Source organism: Pseudonocardia sp. Ae717_Ps2, from assembly GCF_001932475.1.
Classification (GTDB): Bacteria; Actinomycetota; Actinomycetes; order Mycobacteriales; family Pseudonocardiaceae; genus Pseudonocardia.
In genome coordinates this window covers 5,468,807-5,484,351 of record NZ_MCIS01000001.1, presented here as the reverse complement: position 1 = coordinate 5,484,351, position 15,545 = coordinate 5,468,807, and the positions used below count along the sequence as shown (strand labels likewise).

General features: G+C 74.7%; 18 protein-coding genes. 9 read left to right on the top strand and 9 right to left on the bottom strand.

Features of this window, described 5'->3' with window-relative positions; genetic code table 11:
* Position 1 precedes the first annotated feature (1 nt).
* Entirely contained in the window at positions 2–1,477 is a 1,476-nt protein-coding gene (locus Ae717Ps2_RS25215; protein WP_075309681.1) for a helix-turn-helix domain-containing protein, read from the bottom strand.
* Positions 1,478–1,668: 191 nt separating this feature from the next.
* Here Ae717Ps2_RS25215 and Ae717Ps2_RS25210 point away from each other — a divergent pair, with 191 nt between their 5' ends.
* The 3 genes from Ae717Ps2_RS25210 to Ae717Ps2_RS25200 all read left to right on the top strand — a co-directional run bounded on the left by Ae717Ps2_RS25210 (position 1,669) and on the right by Ae717Ps2_RS25200 (position 4,239).
* Positions 1,669–3,192, top strand: a complete 1,524-nt coding sequence (locus tag Ae717Ps2_RS25210) for an aldehyde dehydrogenase family protein (protein ID WP_075309683.1) — start codon at positions 1,669–1,671, stop codon at positions 3,190–3,192.
* Positions 3,192–3,593, top strand: a complete 402-nt coding sequence (locus tag Ae717Ps2_RS25205; protein ID WP_020626793.1) for a DUF779 domain-containing protein — start codon at positions 3,192–3,194, stop codon at positions 3,591–3,593. The genes Ae717Ps2_RS25210 and Ae717Ps2_RS25205 overlap by 1 nt, the downstream gene beginning before the upstream one ends.
* Positions 3,594–3,654: 61 nt before the next feature.
* Positions 3,655–4,239: a cysteine hydrolase family protein gene (locus Ae717Ps2_RS25200; protein ID WP_075309685.1), complete on the top strand. Its 585-nt coding sequence runs from the start codon at positions 3,655–3,657 to the stop codon at positions 4,237–4,239.
* Positions 4,240–4,295: 56 nt separating this feature from the next.
* Here the strand turns inward: Ae717Ps2_RS25200 and Ae717Ps2_RS25195 are convergent, their stop codons facing one another.
* The 5 genes from Ae717Ps2_RS25195 to Ae717Ps2_RS25175 form a co-directional block, all read right to left on the bottom strand.
* Positions 4,296–5,036: a Sir2 family NAD-dependent protein deacetylase gene (locus Ae717Ps2_RS25195; RefSeq protein ID WP_020626795.1), complete on the bottom strand. Its 741-nt coding sequence runs from the start codon at positions 5,034–5,036 to the stop codon at positions 4,296–4,298.
* 113 nt (positions 5,037–5,149) lie between these two features.
* Positions 5,150–5,467 (bottom strand): antibiotic biosynthesis monooxygenase, encoded by a 318-nt coding sequence (locus tag Ae717Ps2_RS25190; RefSeq protein WP_075312689.1) that lies wholly within the window; start codon positions 5,465–5,467, stop codon positions 5,150–5,152.
* A 10-nt stretch (positions 5,468–5,477) separates the two neighbouring features.
* On the bottom strand, positions 5,478–5,831 hold the full coding sequence (locus Ae717Ps2_RS25185; RefSeq protein ID WP_075309687.1) for an MmcQ/YjbR family DNA-binding protein: 354 nt from the start codon (positions 5,829–5,831) through the stop codon (positions 5,478–5,480).
* Between the two features lie 9 nt (positions 5,832–5,840).
* Positions 5,841–6,365 carry a 2'-5' RNA ligase family protein gene (locus tag Ae717Ps2_RS25180; protein WP_075309689.1) on the bottom strand — a complete coding sequence of 175 codons (525 nt, stop codon included), beginning with the start codon at positions 6,363–6,365 and terminating at the stop codon, positions 5,841–5,843.
* A gap of 12 nt (positions 6,366–6,377) precedes the next feature.
* Complete coding sequence (locus tag Ae717Ps2_RS25175) at positions 6,378–7,241, bottom strand: A/G-specific adenine glycosylase (RefSeq protein ID WP_075312691.1); 864 nt, start codon at positions 7,239–7,241, stop codon at positions 6,378–6,380.
* A 423-nt stretch (positions 7,242–7,664) separates the two neighbouring features.
* Here Ae717Ps2_RS25175 and Ae717Ps2_RS37460 point away from each other — a divergent pair, with 423 nt between their 5' ends.
* Positions 7,665–8,501, top strand: a complete 837-nt coding sequence (locus Ae717Ps2_RS37460) for a hypothetical protein (RefSeq protein ID WP_075333964.1) — start codon at positions 7,665–7,667, stop codon at positions 8,499–8,501.
* Positions 8,502–8,504: 3 nt separating this feature from the next.
* Here Ae717Ps2_RS37460 and radA read toward each other — a convergent pair whose 3' ends face one another.
* Together radA and Ae717Ps2_RS25160 are read right to left on the bottom strand one after the other, a co-directional pair.
* Positions 8,505–9,809, bottom strand: coding sequence for a DNA repair protein RadA (gene radA / locus Ae717Ps2_RS25165; RefSeq protein ID WP_060714059.1), 1,305 nt, complete (start codon positions 9,807–9,809; stop codon positions 8,505–8,507).
* A gap of 71 nt (positions 9,810–9,880) precedes the next feature.
* Complete coding sequence (locus Ae717Ps2_RS25160; RefSeq protein ID WP_075309697.1) at positions 9,881–10,618, bottom strand: copper chaperone PCu(A)C; 738 nt, start codon at positions 10,616–10,618, stop codon at positions 9,881–9,883.
* A 345-nt stretch (positions 10,619–10,963) separates the two neighbouring features.
* Here Ae717Ps2_RS25160 and Ae717Ps2_RS25155 point away from each other — a divergent pair, with 345 nt between their 5' ends.
* The 3 genes from Ae717Ps2_RS25155 to ispF are packed head-to-tail and all read left to right on the top strand — an operon-like array spanning position 10,964 to position 12,641.
* Positions 10,964–11,455, top strand: coding sequence for a CarD family transcriptional regulator (locus tag Ae717Ps2_RS25155; RefSeq protein ID WP_020625956.1), 492 nt, complete (start codon positions 10,964–10,966; stop codon positions 11,453–11,455).
* A gap of 5 nt (positions 11,456–11,460) precedes the next feature.
* The gene (gene ispD / locus Ae717Ps2_RS25150; protein WP_075309699.1) at positions 11,461–12,177 is read left to right on the top strand and encodes a 2-C-methyl-D-erythritol 4-phosphate cytidylyltransferase; all 717 of its coding nucleotides are present in this window, start codon (positions 11,461–11,463) and stop codon (positions 12,175–12,177) included.
* Positions 12,174–12,641 carry a 2-C-methyl-D-erythritol 2,4-cyclodiphosphate synthase gene (gene ispF / locus Ae717Ps2_RS25145; protein WP_075309701.1) on the top strand — a complete coding sequence of 156 codons (468 nt, stop codon included), beginning with the start codon at positions 12,174–12,176 and terminating at the stop codon, positions 12,639–12,641. Before ispD ends, ispF begins: the two co-directional genes overlap by 4 nt.
* 35 nt (positions 12,642–12,676) lie before the next feature.
* Here ispF and Ae717Ps2_RS25140 read toward each other — a convergent pair whose 3' ends face one another.
* Positions 12,677–13,096: a glyoxalase/bleomycin resistance/extradiol dioxygenase family protein gene (locus tag Ae717Ps2_RS25140; protein WP_043280414.1), complete on the bottom strand. Its 420-nt coding sequence runs from the start codon at positions 13,094–13,096 to the stop codon at positions 12,677–12,679.
* A gap of 67 nt (positions 13,097–13,163) precedes the next feature.
* On the opposite strand from Ae717Ps2_RS25140, the gene cysS reads away from it, so the two are divergent.
* Complete coding sequence (gene cysS, locus Ae717Ps2_RS25135) at positions 13,164–14,555, top strand: cysteine--tRNA ligase (RefSeq protein WP_075309703.1); 1,392 nt, start codon at positions 13,164–13,166, stop codon at positions 14,553–14,555.
* 14 nt (positions 14,556–14,569) lie between these two features.
* A complete protein-coding gene (rlmB, locus tag Ae717Ps2_RS25130) occupies positions 14,570–15,544 on the top strand; it encodes a 23S rRNA (guanosine(2251)-2'-O)-methyltransferase RlmB (protein WP_043280415.1) in 975 nt (324 codons plus the stop codon).
* Position 15,545: the final 1 nt, after the last annotated feature.

Genomic DNA, 15,545 nt, shown 5'->3' with positions numbered 1-15,545 from the left:
CTCAGCCGAGCTCGTCGCGCCGCGGGTCCGACGACGGCAGCAGACCCCGCAGCCGGTGGCGCAGCTCCTCGTCGTCGGTGCCCGCTGTCCGACCGGCCCGGACCAGGGTCCACAGCGCGTCCGGGTCGTCGGCCCGCAGCAGCGCCGACCGGACCGCGACGGCGAGCTGCTCGCGGGCCCGGCGGATCTCCGGTGCGTCGGAGGTCGGCAGCAGCGGCCCACGGGCGGCCTCGGCCGCGGCGTCGCGGACCCGACCCTCCCGCAGCGCCGCGCGCAGCCGGAGGAAGTCGGCGTCGACGTCGGCGACGAGCCGGTAGGGCTGGGTCCGCACCGTGTCCTCGCCGACGGCGCGCCGCAGCCGGTGCACCTCGGCGCGCACGGTGATGGCGCGGCCGCCGTCGCCGTAGAGGGCAGCCGCGAGCTGGTCGGCGGTCAGCCCCTCCGGGTGCAGCGCCAGCAGCGCGAGGACCTCGGCGTGGCGCAGGCCCAGGCGCACCGGGCGCCCGTCCCGGCGGGCGACGACGGGGGTCCGCGCCCCGAGCAGCGGCAGGGTCAGTGCCGTCCGCGCGGGCCCTCCCACGGACAGCCGCAGCAGCCAGCCCTCGCCCAGCGGCTCCAGCACCCCCGCGACGGACCCGCCGCCCACCGGCGCCCCGCCGACCACGACGCCGTCGACGACGACCCGGTCCCCGCCGTCGGGCAGGGCGATCCGCTCCGGGAACTCACTGCCCGGCGACGCGGCCAGCACCCGCCCGTGCGCGGACAGCAGCGCGCCCGGGGTGCCCCCGAGCCGGGTCAGGTGCGGCCAGTACTCCTCGCGCAGCCGCCGGTCGTGGGCCTCGGCGATGGCCAGCAACCGGTGCTCGGCCAGCCGCGCGGCCGCGGTGACCAGCGCCAGCGTCGTCGGGTGGAAGCTCTCCTCCGGACCGGTGACGTCGACGGTGCCCACCACCTGCCCGGTCGCGGGGTCGCGCACCGGCGCGGCCGCGCAGGTCCACGGGTGGTAGGCGCTGACCAGGTGCTCGGCGGAGTGGATGCGGACCGGGGCGGCGCCGGCCAGCGCGGTGCCCATCGCGTTGGTGCCGACGGCGTCCTCGCTCCACCGGGTGCCCTCCACCAGGTCGACCCGCTCGGCACGGGTCAGCACCGCACGGGCCCCCTCGCGCCACAGGACCCGCCCGCGCCCGTCGGTCACGACCATCATGTGCCGGGCCTGTTCGGCGGCGTCGGTCAGCGTCTCGCGCAGCACCGGCAGCACGGACGCGAGGGGGTGCGCCGCCCGCCGGTCGGTGAGCTCGGCACGGTCGTAGTCGTGCGGGGGACGGGCGCGTTCCGGGTCGACCGCCGCTGCCAGCGAGCGGGCCCAGGAGGCGCGGACCTCGGGCCGGACCCCGGCGGGGTGCGTGCCGGGGGTGCCGCCGAGCAGGGCGTCGCGCGCCCGCTCGTACACCCGGCGATCCGCGTGCTCCGCTGCCACGTCCTCACCTTACGGTCAGCTTTGCCTTACCTGAATCGAATCCGCGTGATCGGCACTCACCGGAGGGTCAGGTTCCGCATCTGCGTGCAACTTCTGTGCAACCCCCACCTTCCTAGTGTCGGCGGTCACGCGCAACGTGCGTTCCGCACCGCGCCCTCGGTTCGACGAAGCACCTCAGGGAAGGACCATTCATGGCCGTCTACGCCAACCCCGGTCAGCCGGGCAGCGTCGTCTCCTTCAAGCCGCGCTACGAGCACTTCATCGGCGGCGAGTACGTCGCTCCGGTGAAGGGCCAGTACTTCGAGAACCCGACCCCGATCACCGGTCAGAACTTCACCGAGGTCGCCCGGGGCACCGCCGAGGACATCGAGAAGGCGCTCGACGCCGCGCACGCCGCCGCCCCGGCGTGGGGGAAGACCTCCGCCGGCGAGCGGGCGAACATCCTGAACAAGATCGCCGACCGGGTCGAGGCGAACCTCGAGCTGATCGCGATCGCCGAGTCCTGGGACAACGGCAAGGCCTGCCGCGAGACCCTGGCCGCCGACATCCCGCTCGCCGTCGACCACCTGCGCTACTTCGCCGGTGCGATCCGGGCGCAGGAGGGCACGTCGTCGGAGATCGACGCCGACACCATCGCCTACCACTTCCACGAGCCGCTGGGCGTCGTCGGTCAGATCATCCCGTGGAACTTCCCGATCCTGATGGCGATCTGGAAGCTGGCCCCCGCGCTCGCCGCCGGCAACGCGATCGTCCTGAAGCCGGCCGAGCAGACCCCGGTCTCGATCCACGTGCTGCTCGAGCTGGTCGCCGACCTGCTCCCGCCGGGTGTGCTGAACGTCGTCAACGGCTTCGGCGTCGAGGCGGGCAAGCCGCTGGCGTCGAACAAGCGCATCCGCAAGATCGCCTTCACCGGTGAGACCACGACCGGCCGGCTGATCATGCAGTACGCCTCGGAGAACCTGATCCCGGTCACCCTGGAGCTCGGCGGCAAGAGCCCCAACATCTTCTTCGACGACGTCGCCTCGCAGCAGGACGCCTTCTACGACAAGGCGCTCGAGGGCTTCGCGATGTTCGCCCTCAACCAGGGCGAGGTCTGCACCTGCCCGTCGCGCGCGCTCATCCAGGGCGGCATCTACGACGAGTTCCTCCAGCAGGCCGTCAAGCGGGTCGAGCAGATCAAGCAGGGCAACCCGCTCGACACCGAGACCATGATCGGTGCGCAGGCCTCGAACGACCAGTTCGAGAAGATCCTGTCCTACATCGACATCGGCCGGCAGGAGGGCGCCAAGGTCCTCGCCGGTGGCGAGAAGGCCGAGATGGGCGGTGACCTCGCCGGCGGCTACTACATCAAGCCGACCGTGTTCGAGGGCAACAACCAGATGCGGATCTTCCAGGAGGAGATCTTCGGCCCGGTCGTCTCGGTGGCCCGCTTCACCGACTACGACGACGCCATGAAGATCGCCAACGACACGCTCTACGGCCTCGGCGCCGGCGTGTGGAGCCGCGACGCGAACACCGCCTACCGGGCGGGCCGCGAGATCCAGGCCGGCCGGGTGTGGGTGAACAACTACCACGCCTACCCGGCGCACGCGGCCTTCGGCGGCTACAAGCAGTCCGGCATCGGGCGCGAGAACCACAAGATGATGCTGGACCACTACCAGCAGACCAAGAACATCCTGCAGAGCTACTCGCCGAACGCGCTGGGCTTCTTCTGATGGGTGAGCCGGACGTCGGTGTCACCCCGACCGAGCGGGTGACGCTGACGCCGGCCGCCGCCGATCTGCTGGTCAGACTCACCGACCTGCACGGTCCGCTGATGTTCCACCAGTCCGGTGGGTGCTGCGACGGCAGCGCCCCGATGTGCTACCCGGACGGTGACTTCAAGACCGGCAACTCGGACGTCCACCTGGGCGACCTGCGGGTCGAGGGACTGGAGAAGCCGATCGGCTTCTGGATGTCGGCGTCGCAGTACGAGTACTGGAAGCACACGCATCTCACCGTCGACGTCGTGAAGGGACGCGGCAGCGGGTTCTCAGTCGAGGCGCCGGAGGGCGTCCGGTTCCTGATCCGCTCGCGGCTGTTCACCGACGACGAGTGGCGGGCGATGCAGGACTGACCCACCACGGCCCGGGGCACCCCGCCCCGGGCCGTGGTCGTACCCGGGGCGAGGAGCACCGATGACGCACACCCTGCGCGGACTGATGGGCCTGCCGGCGGACCCGGCGCCGCTGTCCCGCTCCGCACTCATCATGATCGACCTGCAGAACACCTACACCGAGGGCGTGATGCGGCTCGAGAACGTCGAGCCGGCCCTCGGCGAGGCGGCCGAGCTGCTCGACCGCGCCCGCTCCGCCGGGTCCCGGATCATCCACGTCCGGCACGACGCCGGTGCGGGCAGCCCGTACGACGTCACCGTGCCGATCGGTGCCATCCACGACTCGGTGGCCCCGCGCGACGGCGAGGCGGTGGTGACCAAGAACTTCCCCAGCGCGTTCGTCCACACCGGGCTGGCGGAGCTGCTGGAGGGCTACCAGGACCTCGTGCTCGCCGGGTTCATGACGCACATGTGCGTGAACTCCACCGCGCGCAGCGCGTTCTCGGGCGGCTACGTGCCGACCGTCGTCGCGGCGGCCACGGCCACCCGGGCCCTGCCCGGCGTGCACGGCACCGTCGCGGCGGCCGAGGTCCACGACGCGGCGCTGGCCGGCCTCGCCGACCTGCCCGCGATCGTCGTCCCGGACCAGAAGGCCGTCCCCTCCTGAGCCGCACCCGCCCGGGCCCGGACGGGCTCGGGCGGGCCGGTCAGAGGGCGGTGTCGTCAGAGGACGGCGTCGATCGCGGCGAGGGTCGCGGCGGCGGGGGCCGGGATGCCGACACCGCGGCCGTGGCGCACCTGCGGCTCGCGGACGTTGATCCGCACCAGCGCGCCGGTCGCGGCCGAGGCCAGCTCCGAGCGGCGACGCACCGTGGGCAGGGCCCCGCCCGCCCCCAGCTCGACGACGACCACCCCGGCCCGGTGCGCCGCCAGCCAGTCCACGTGACGCTGCAGCGCCGTCGCGGCGTGGGAGTCGTCCCAGCCGCCGTCGCCGAACATCAGGATCGCCGGACGGGCGAGCCCGCCGCAGCCCGGGCAGCGGGGCAGCTCACCGACGGCGCGCATGGTGGCCTCGTCGACCGGCACCTCGACGCCGTCGGCGGGCCACACGCCGTGGCCGCAGAGCCGCAGGCACTGCAGGTGGTGGATGGAGCCGTGGACCTCGGCGACGTCCTCCGGGGCGAAGCCCGCCCGCTGGAACTGGCCGTCGACGTTCGAGGTGAACACGTTCGACGGCATCCGGTCGGCCCAGCGGCGCAGCACCGCGAACCCGGGGTGCGGCACGGTGTCCCGGTAGAGGTGCAGGCGGTGGCCGTAGAAGCCCCAGGCCAGCTCCGGGTCGTCGGCGAAGTGCTCCGGGTCGGCCAGCTCCTCGAAACGCAGCCCGAGGCGCGCGTAGGGCGGGTAGGCCCGCCAGAAGCCCTCGCCGCCGCGGAAGTCCGGCAGCCCGGAGTCCACGCCCATCCCCGCGCCCGCGGTGATCAGCAGGGCGTCCGCGTCACGGACCAGGCGCGCCGCCGCGGCGATCTCGGTGGAGAAGGCCGCGGCGACCTCGCCGGGGTCGGGGTGAGGGTCGATCAGGACCCCGCCGCGATCTGCTGCAGGTCGACGACCTCGAACTCCAGCAGTGACGCGCCCTTGGCGACCGGCTGCGGCGAGCGCTCACCGGCGTGCGCCTCGGCGGCCGGCCCCGCGCGCCAGGCCTGGAAGTCCTCCTCGGTCTCCCAGCGGGTCACGACGAAGTACCGGTCGTCGCCGGAGACCGGGCGCAGCAGCTCGAACCCGAGGAAGCCGGGCTGCCCGTCGACGGCGTGCAGGCGGTTCGCGAACCGCTTCTCCAGCTCGGGGCCCGCGTTCTCCGGGACCTCGATCGCGTTGATCTTCACAATGGCCATGCCCGCCACGTTATCCCCGCCCGGCCTCGTCGACGCGCATGCGCCACGCGTCACCGATCAGCTCGGCCAGCCGGCCGGTGTCCACCTGCTCCAGGCGGACGAGCACCAGCGGCCACGGTGCGTGCCCGGGGTCGGTGAAGAACAGGTCGGGCTCGCCGAGCAGCAGGGCCTGCTTCTCCGCCTCGTCGCCGACGTACAGCACCGCGACGTCGGTCCTGATCACCCGTCGTCTGCCGGGCACCCGCTCCGGCCACGACCACACGAAGCCCTTGCCGCGCACCCGGAAGTCGAACCCCTCGCTCGGGTTCTCGACGACACCGTCGAGGGCGAGCGCGATCCGCCGCACGTCCTGTTCGTCCCCCACGGGGCAAGCCTAGGGGCGACGGGCGGGGCCCTCCGGCCGCGCTCCGAGGACCGCCGTCTCCCCGGTGCGTGAGTCGTGCAGCTCGACGGCGGTGATCCGCGCCCGCACCGGGGAGACCGGGTGCAGCAGCGCGAAGGCCGCGGCGGGCCGCCCGGTCGCCAGCACCACGTGCGGCAGCCAGGAGCCCGGCAGGTGCGCGGCGTGCGCTCCTCGCACCCGTCCGGCCAGCGCGTCGTGCACGGCGGTGTGCACGGCCAGCACCTCGGGGTCGGTGACGGCGGTCAGCGCCAGCACCTCCGGTGCGTCCGGGCCGACCGAACCGAGACCGGCCAGCCACAGCACCGGCAGCGCGACCAGCCGCAGCTGGGCGGTCAGCTCCCGCACGGCGGTCGGCGGGATCGTGCCCGCCGCGGCGACGGTCACGTGCGGCGTCCCGGCCGGGACCGGGATCCCGGCCCCGGCGAGCCGGTCGCGCAGCGCGGTGAGTGCGGCGGCGCCGTCGTCGTCGAGCCGGAACCGGACGGTGCTGGGCATCGGGGCCGCCGCTCAGACGGGGAGGGCGAAGCGGCCGTCGTCGGTCTGCTCGGCCAGCCCGTCGACGAGCAGCGAGTGCAGGCACCGGTCGCGCTGGCCCGCATCGGACCAGACGGCGTCCAGCGCGGCCCGCTCGACCGGCCCGTGCGCGGCGCGCAACACGTCCATGAGCCTGCCGCGCACCTGGCGGTCGGTGCCGGCGAAGCCCTGGACCGGTTTGCGCGGGCCGTCGTAGGCGGGGCGGCCTGCCGCCACCCAGGCGCAGCGGGCCGCGACCGGGCAGTCCGCGCAGTGCGGCGAGCGGGCGGTGCAGACCACCGCGCCCAGCTCCATCAGGCCGGCGGAGACGACGGCGGCCTCGGCGTCGTCGTCGGGCAGCAGCGCGTCGACGTCGGCCAGGTCGGCCCGGGTGCGGGCCGGCCCGGCGTCGCCCTGTCCGTGCACCGCGCGGGCCACCACCCTCCGGACGTTGGTGTCGACGACGGCGGCACGCAGGCCGAAGCCGAACGCCGCCACCGCCCGCGCGGTGTAGGAGCCGACGCCCGGCAGGGCCTCGAGCGCCTCGACGTCGGAGGGGACGGCGTCGCCGTGCTGCTCCGCGATCGCCGCGGCCGCGTCGTGCAGCCGGATCGCGCGGCGCGGGTAGCCGAGCTTGCCCCAGGTCCGCAGCACGTCCGCGCGCGGCGCGGCCGCCAGCGACGACGGCGCGGGCCAGCGCTCCATCCAGGCCCGCCAGACCGGCTCGACCCGCGCGACCGGGGTCTGCTGGAGCATGAACTCGCTGACGAGCACGCCCCACGGGGTGGTCTCGGGGCGCCGCCACGGCAGGTCGCGGGCGTGCGCCCGGAACCACGGGGAGATCAGATCGGCCACCACCACCCCAGTGTCGCGTGCCCCGGGCCGGGCCCCGGCGACGACCCCACCGGGGGAACGGGTCGGGTGCGTCGGCGTCGCGGGAGGCCGACGCGGGCCCGGCATGTGGATCACGTGCACTACCGCGTCCGCCACCGGGGCGCGCGCCACGACCGGGGCGGTTCCCCGCCGCGCCGGACCGGTCGGGACGGTGTCGCCTGACGACGGCGGTCACCCCAGGTCGACGAGTCACCTGCACGGGGGTCGGGCGATCCGGTTCGGCGACCCCGTCCGGGTCGGTCCGAGGAGTGCGCGGGCGACCGTTCCGCCGGTGTGCTCACCCGGTCGGGACGCGCGGGTCGCCCCGCCGGGTGGACCTCGCCGGACATGTCCGGTCCCGGCGCGGCGTTGGCGACTTCGCGTAACCGGAGATCTACCGTCAGTGACATGCACCCGGTGGGTCCCCTGCCGGCGTCGGTCTACTGGCGTCGGCGCGCGTGCGCGGTCGGCGTCGCGCTGCTCGCGCTCTTCGCGTTGCTGTGGCTCACCACCTGGGTGCTGGTCCCGCGGGGTTCCGACGAGCCCACCGGGACGGCCGCACAGACGAGCCCCCAGTCGTCGCAGACCACATCGGACACCGGGACGGCGGCCCCCGCGCCGTCCCCGGCGTCCCCGTCCCCGGCATCCCCAGCCCCGGGGACGGGGACGCCCCCGTCCGTGCCGCTCCCCGCCCCCGCCGCGCCCGGAGCGCCTCCGGCCGCCGCGGCGGGGACGTCCGCCGGGCCCGTGACCCCGAACGCGGGCCCGGCGGACGAGACGGTCCGCCCCGACGACACGCCACGCCCGTCCGTGCAGGTGCCGCAGGCGGCACCGTCCCCGCCGACCGGCCCGGTGCCCTGCACCGACGCGATGATCGAGGTGCGCGCCGAGACGGGGCAGCCGACCTATCCCGCCGGCGCGCGACCCGAGCTCCGGCTGGTCGTCACCAACGTCTCCGGCCAGCCCTGCGTGCGCGACCTCGACGGCGCCCAGCAGGAGATCGCGGTGTGGAGCGGCGACGGGGCGACCAAGCTCTGGTCGTCCAACGACTGCTCCAACCCGTCGTCGGACGATCTGCGGACCCTGGTGCCCGGCCAGCCGGTGGCCTTCGCCGTGACCTGGACCGGGCTCGGCTCCGAGCCCGGCTGCGCGGGCGAGCGCACCCGGGTGGGCCCCGGCGGCTACCGGGTCCTGGCCCGGCTCGACCAGGTCGTGAGCGAGCCCGTCCCGCTGCTCATGAGCTGAGGCTCAGCGGATGCGGGCCATGATCTCGCGCAGCGACGAGGCCTCGGTGATCTGCATGCCGGTGCGGCCGACCTCGGCCCCGGTCGGGACGATCGCCCGGGTGAAGCCCAGCCGCGCGGCCTCCGCGAGGCGCCGGTCCACCCCGTGCACCCGGCGCAGCTCGCCGGCCAGCCCGAGCTCGCCCAGCACGACGAGGTCCGCGGGCAGGGCCGCGTCCCGCTTCGCCGAGACGACCGCGAGCGCGATCGCGAGGTCGGCCGCGGGCTCGGTGATCCGCATCCCGCCGACGGTCGCGGTGTAGACCTCGGCGTCGTGCAGCTTGAGCCCGCCCCGCCGCTCGACGACGGCGAGCAGCATCGGCACCCGCGACGAGTCCAGCCCGGTCACCGCCCGGCGCGGGCTCGGGATGTTCGCTCCCGCCACCAGCGCCTGAACCTCGGCGAGCAGCGGGCGTCGCCCGTCCATCACGACGGTCACCGCGGTCCCCGGCTGCACCGCGTCGGCGCCCTGGCCGAACCGGCCGAGGAACAGCCCCGAGGGGTCGGCGAGGCCGACGATGCCCGAGTCGCGCAGCTCGAAGCAGCCGACCTCGTCGGCCGGGCCGAACCGGTTCTTCACCCCGCGGACCATCCGCAGCGCCGAGTGCTTGTCGCCCTCGAAGTGCAGCACCACGTCGACCAGGTGCTCCAGCACCCGCGGGCCCGCGATGCCGCCGTCCTTGGTGACGTGGCCGACGAGGAGCACGGCCAGGCCGCGCTCCTTCGCCAGCGCGGTCAGTCCCACGGTCACGGCGCGGGTCTGGGTCACCCCGCCGGGGCTGCCGTCGACCGAGGCGGTGGACATGGTCTGGATCGAGTCCACCACCAGCAGCGACGGCCGCAGCGCGTCGACGTGGCCCAGCACCGACTCCAGATCGGACTCGGCGGCGAGGTAGAGCTCGTCGTGGACGCCGCCGGTCCGCTCGGCGCGCAGCCGCACCTGGCCCGCGGACTCCTCACCCGAGACGTACAGGACCCGGGACCGGGCCGCGGCCTGCGCGGCGACCTCCAGGAGCAGCGTCGACTTGCCGACGCCCGGCTCACCGGCCAGCAGGACCACCGCGCCCGGGACGAGCCCGCCACCGAGCACCCGGTCCAGCTCGTCGACGCCGGTCGGCCGGGCCCTGGCGGAGTCCAGCTCCACCTCGGCGATCCGCCGGGCCGGGGTGCTGGGTGCTCCGGCGACGACGGTCCGGCCGCCCCCGCCGGTGCGCACCGGCTCGACCTGCTCCAGCGAGCCCCAGGCCTGGCAGCCCGGACAACGCCCCACCCACTGCGCCGTGCGGTGGTCGCACTCGGTGCAGCGGTAGCCGCCCGAGCGGGCGGCGCGGGACCGGGGGGTCAGTTGCCGGCGGCGCCGCCGGCGCCGCTGCCCTCGTTGCCGGGCGCGACGGGGGCGCCCTCACCGGCCGGGACCGGGTTCGGCCGGTCGACCGGCGGGGCCTCGGCCTGGCCGCCGGTCTCGGAGTTCACGCCGGTCTCGGCGCCGTTGGTGCCGGACTCCTCGGAGTCGAACGACGCCCGCTCCGGGGCGTGCCCCGGCGAGCCCGCGGTGTGCGGCACGCCGGTCGGGACGGTGACGGTCACCGAGCCGGCCCTCTCGAACACGAAGGTCATCGGGATCTGCGCCCCGGCCGGGACCGGACGGGTCAGACCTTCGGCGACGAGCTGGACCCGCTTGGCGTTGGTCGGGGAGAGCTGCAGGTTGCCCGGCGAGACCAGCGCGATGTCCTGCGGCATGGTCGGGTCGCCCTGGATCTGCACCGACGCCGCGGCGGGGGAGGTGACCGACAGCAGGCGGTCGGCGACCGGAGCGGTGTTGACCAGGGTCGCGACGAGCGGTGCGGCGCCGCCCTGGCGGTACAGCGCGTCCGGACCGGCGGGCGTGGTCGGGTAGGCGATCTGCACGTCGCGCAGGTCGACCGAGCCGACCGTGACGTTGGCGCCGTTCACGGCGGCGACCTGGCGGGAGGTCTGCGAGATCTGCCCGGTCCCGCAGCCGCTGAGCAGCAGGCCGGTCAGGGCGGCGGCGCCGGCGACCCCGGCCAGGGTCCGGGCGGAACGGCGGGTGCGGCTCACGGTCGTCGTGTCCTTCCTTGCCGGTGCCCCGAAGTGCCCCCGGCGCACGTGCTGGGTCTGTCGGGGGGCAGCCTAGTCGCGCGCTCCGACAGGTTGCGCGGTCGGGCACCCGGGTGTGACGACCGCGTCCCCACTGGACGGCGGGGACGGAAGACCCGGTGGTCCGGGACGTGACGCGGCGGCGACCGGCACGTGGCCGGACGGCCCCCGACGGGCGCCACGCCCGCGGGGAACACGTTCCTCCGCCGTTGTCAACCCCCTGACCTGCGACGACGGTAAAAGCCGGTCGCCGTCCCGCTCTGACGACGTGTTAATCTGGACGCAGCGAAAGGGGCCAGAGGACACATGGTTTTCAAGGTCGGAGAGACCGTCGTCTACCCGCACCACGGTGCCGCGCTCATCGAGGCGATCGAGACCCGGACGATCAAGGGCGAGGAAGTGCAGTACCTCGTCCTGAAGGTCCAGCAGGGTGATCTGACGGTGCGCATCCCCGCCGACAACGTCGAGGTGGTCGGTGTTCGTGACGTCGTGGGCCAGGAGGGATTGGATCGGGTCTTCGAGGTGTTGCGCGCGCCGCACACCGAGGAGCCCACGAACTGGTCGCGCCGGTACAAGGCGAACTGGGAGAAGCTCACGTCCGGCGACGTGAACAAGGTCGCCGAGGTCGTCCGCGACCTGTGGCGGCGAGAGAAGGACCGGGGCCTGTCCGCCGGTGAGAAGCGGATGCTGGCCAAGGCGAGGCAGATACTGGTCAGTGAACTCGCGCTGGCCGAGGGCACCGACGAGGAGCGGGCCGAGGTCCTGCTCGACGAGGTGCTCGCCACCGCGAACGCCTGACCGGCGTGCACGGACCGTCCTCCGGGGCGGGTGTCGTCGCGGTGCTTCCCGCGGCCGGTTCCGGGGTGCGGCTGGGTGCAGGTGTGCCCAAGGCGTTCGTCGGACTGGCCGGGGTTCCCATGCTGGTGCGCGCGGTCGACGGCCTTCTCGCGTCCGACGTCGTCGGGCACGTGGTGGTCGTCGTCCCCGCGGACCAGGTGGACGACGCCGCGGCGATGCTGCCCGGTCGCCCGGCGACCGTCGTCGCCGGCGGTGCCGACCGCACCGCCTCCGTCGCGGCGGGCCTCGCCGCTACCGGTCCGGACGCCGAGGTCGTGCTGGTGCACGACGCCGCGCGCCCCCTCACGCCACCCGACGTCGTCCGTCGGGTGGTCGACGCCATACGCGCGGGCGCTCCCGCCGTCATCCCGGTGCTCCCCGTGGCCGACACGGTCAAGCGGGTCGACGCCGACGGCACCGTCGTGTCCACCGTGGACCGCTCGGAGCTGCGCGCGGTGCAGACCCCGCAGGGATTCCGCGCGGCCGACCTGCGTCGCGCGCACGCGGACACGCCCGACCCCCGCACCGACGACGCCGGGCTGGTCGAGGCGCTCGGCGACCCGGTCGCCACCGTCGCCGGGGACCCGCTCGCGTTCAAGGTCACCACCGCGTGGGACCTGCGCATCGCCGAACTGCTGCTCGCCGGGGCGGGCCGCGTCACCGAGCACGAGGAACACGCATGAGGGTCGGGATCGGAACCGACGTGCACCCGGTCGAGCCGGGCCGCGACTGCTGGGTCGCGGGTCTGCTGTGGACCGGCACCGACGGGTGCGCCGGACACTCCGACGGCGACGTCGCCGCGCACGCCCTGTGCGACGCCCTGCTGTCCGCGGCCGGGCTGGGCGACCTGGGCGCGGTGTTCGGCACCGGCCGTCCGGAGTGGACGGGCGCGAGCGGGGCGGCCCTGCTCGCCGAGGTCCGCCGCCTGCTCGCCCGCGACGGCTGGACCGTCGGCAACGCCGCCGTCCAGGTGATCGGGAACGACCCCAAGATCGGCACACGCCGGACCGAGGCCGAACGGGTGCTGTCGGAGGTGGTCGGCGGCCCGGTGTCGGTGTCCGGCACGACCACCGACGGGCTGGGGCTGACCGGACGCGGTGAGGGGCGCGCCGCCGTCGCGACGGCGCTGCTGCTCGCTGCGGGTTAGAGCTGCGGGCCAGAGCTGCGGGCCAGGGCTGCGGGCTAGAGACGCCCGGTCCGCTCCTGGATCTGCTCGGGCGTCAGGTCGCCGGTGTGGGCCGCCACCATCCAGGCGTGGCCGAACGGGTCGGCGATCCGCCCGGCGCGCTGCCCGTAGTCGTGGTCGGTCACCGGGAACAGCACGCGGCCGCCGTGGGCCACCATCGCCGCGGCGACCGCGTCCGGGTCGTCGACCTCCAGGGCCATGATCACCGATCCGGGCCCCGACGGAGCCGGGTCGACGGCGTCGCCGTCCTTGAGGGCCCACTCGGCGCGACCGGCCCGCAGCAGGGCGTGCACCACGGCACCGGAGCCGTCGGTGTAGCGCTCCACGAGCTCCGCGCCGAACGCGGCGAGGTAGAAGTCGATCGCGGCGTCGGCGTCGTGCACGACCAGCCGCGGGTACATCCGCTCAACAGCCATGCCGGACACCTTGCCCCAGCCCCACCGCGCGTGTAGTGGACGAATCGGAGGCCCGTACCCTGGTGACGTGAGCCTCAGACTTCTCGACTCAGCGACCAGGGAGCAGCGCGCCTTCACGCCGCTGCGGACCGGAGCCGTGTCGATGTACGTCTGTGGGGCGACGGTGCAGGGCCTGCCGCACATAGGCCACGTCCGCTCGGGGCTGAACTACGACGTGCTGCGTCGCTGGCTGGCCCGGTCCGGCTACGACGTCACGCTGGTCCGCAACGTCACCGACATCGACGACAAGATCCTGCGCAAGGCACAGGCCGCGGGCCGTCCGTGGTGGGAGTGGGCGGCCACCCACGAGCGGGCCTTCACCGCCGCGTACGACGCGCTGGGCTGCCTGCCGCCGTCGGTGGAGCCCCGGGCGACCGGGCACATCACGCAGATGGTCGAGCTGATCGAGCGGCTGATCGAGCGCGGTCATGCCTACGCCGCGGGTGGCGACGTGTACTTCGCCGTGCGCACCCTGCCCGACTACGGCGCGCTGTCCGGTCAGCGCGTCGACGACGTCCACCAGGGTGAGGGCGAGGGCGGCGCCAAGCGCGACGCGCTGGACTTCACGCTGTGGAAGGCGGCCAAGCCCGGCGAGCCCAGCTGGCCCACCCCCTGGGGCAACGGGCGCCCCGGCTGGCACCTGGAGTGCTCGGCGATGGCGACGGCCTACCTCGGCCCGGAGTTCGACATCCACGGCGGCGGCCTGGACCTGGTCTTCCCGCACCACGAGAACGAGCGCGCCCAGAGCCACGCCGCCGGCGACGGCTTCGCCCGCTACTGGCTGCACAACGCCTGGGTCACCATGGGCGGGGAGAAGATGTCGAAGTCGCTGGGGAACACCCTGGCGATCGAGAACCTGCTCGAGCGGGTCCGCCCGGCCGAGCTGCGCTACTACCTGGTCGGCCCGCACTACCGGTCGGCGATCGAGTACTCCGACGCCGCGCTGGACGAGGCCGTCGCCGCGTACCGGCGGATCGAGTCGTTCGTGCACCGGGTGCGCGAGCGGCACGGCCTGCCCGAGGTCGCGACGGAGCTGCCCGGCGCGTTCACCGCCGCACTCGACGACGACCTGGGGACCCCGCTCGCCCTCGGCACCGTGCACACCCTGGTGCGCGAGGGCAACACCGCCCTCGACGCCGGGGACGTCGCGGGCGCCCTGCGGACCGCGTCCGCGGTCCGTGCGACGACCGAGGTGCTCGGCCTGGACCCGCTGGCAGCCGGCGGTGCGGCCGAGGAGTCGGGCGACGCCGCCCGGCAGGCACTGGGCACCCTGGTGGAGTCGATGCTCGAGCGCCGCCGGGCCGCGCGCGCCGAGCGCGACTTCGCCACCGCGGACCGGCTCCGCGACGAGCTGCTCGCCGCCGGGATCGCCGTCGAGGACGGTGCCGACGGCTCCACCTGGACTCTCAAAGACGCTTAGGACTCGTAGAACTCATGGCAGGCAATTCCAAGCGCCGCGGTGCGATCCGCAAGGAAGGCACCAAGAAGGGCATGGTCGTCGGTTCCGGCGGTCAGGCCCGGCGCGCACTGAAGGGCAAGGGGCCGACCCCGCCCGCCGAGATGCGCCCCGGCCACCCGAAGGCGAGGGCGGCCGCGCGGCGTGCCGCCCAGGACCAGCAGCAGCGCCGACGCCCGGTCGCGGGCCGTCGCGGTGACGGGGAGACCCCGGAGACCGTGCTCGGGCGCAACCCGGTCGTCGAGTGCCTGCGGGCGGGCGTCCCGGCGACGGCGCTGCAGGTGGCCACCGGCATGTCCGCCGACGACCGGGTCACCGAGGCCGTCGCACTGGCGGCGGAGCGGGGCATCTCCATCCTGGAGGTGCCGCGCAACGACCTCGACCGGATCAGCGGCGGAGCGCTGCACCAGGGCCTCGCCCTGCAGGTGCCGCCGTACTCCTACGCCCACCCCGACGACGTGCTGGAGGCCGCGTCGCACTCCGGGCGCCCGGCACTGGCCGTGGCCCTGGACGGGGTGACCGACCCGCGCAACCTGGGTGCGGTCGTCCGGTCGGTGGGGGCGTTCGGCGGGCACGGCGTCGTCGTGCCGCAGCGGCGCGCCGCCGGCATGACCGCGGTCGCCTGGCGGACCTCGGCGGGCACCGCGGCCCGGGTCCCGGTCGCACGCGCCACGAACCTGACCCGCACCCTGCAGGAGTACGCCTCCGCCGGGCTGATGGTCGCGGGCCTGGCCGCCGACGGCGACGTCTCCCTCGACGACTTCGACCTGGCCACCGGGCCGCTGGTGATCGTCACCGGGTCGGAGGGCAAGGGGCTGTCCCGGCTGGTCCGCGAGACCTGCGACGTGACCGTCTCGATCCCCCTGGCCGGCCGGGTGGAGTCGCTGAACGCCTCCGTCGCCACCGGCGTCGTGCTGGCCGAGGTGGCCCGCCGCCGTCGCACCCACCGCTGAC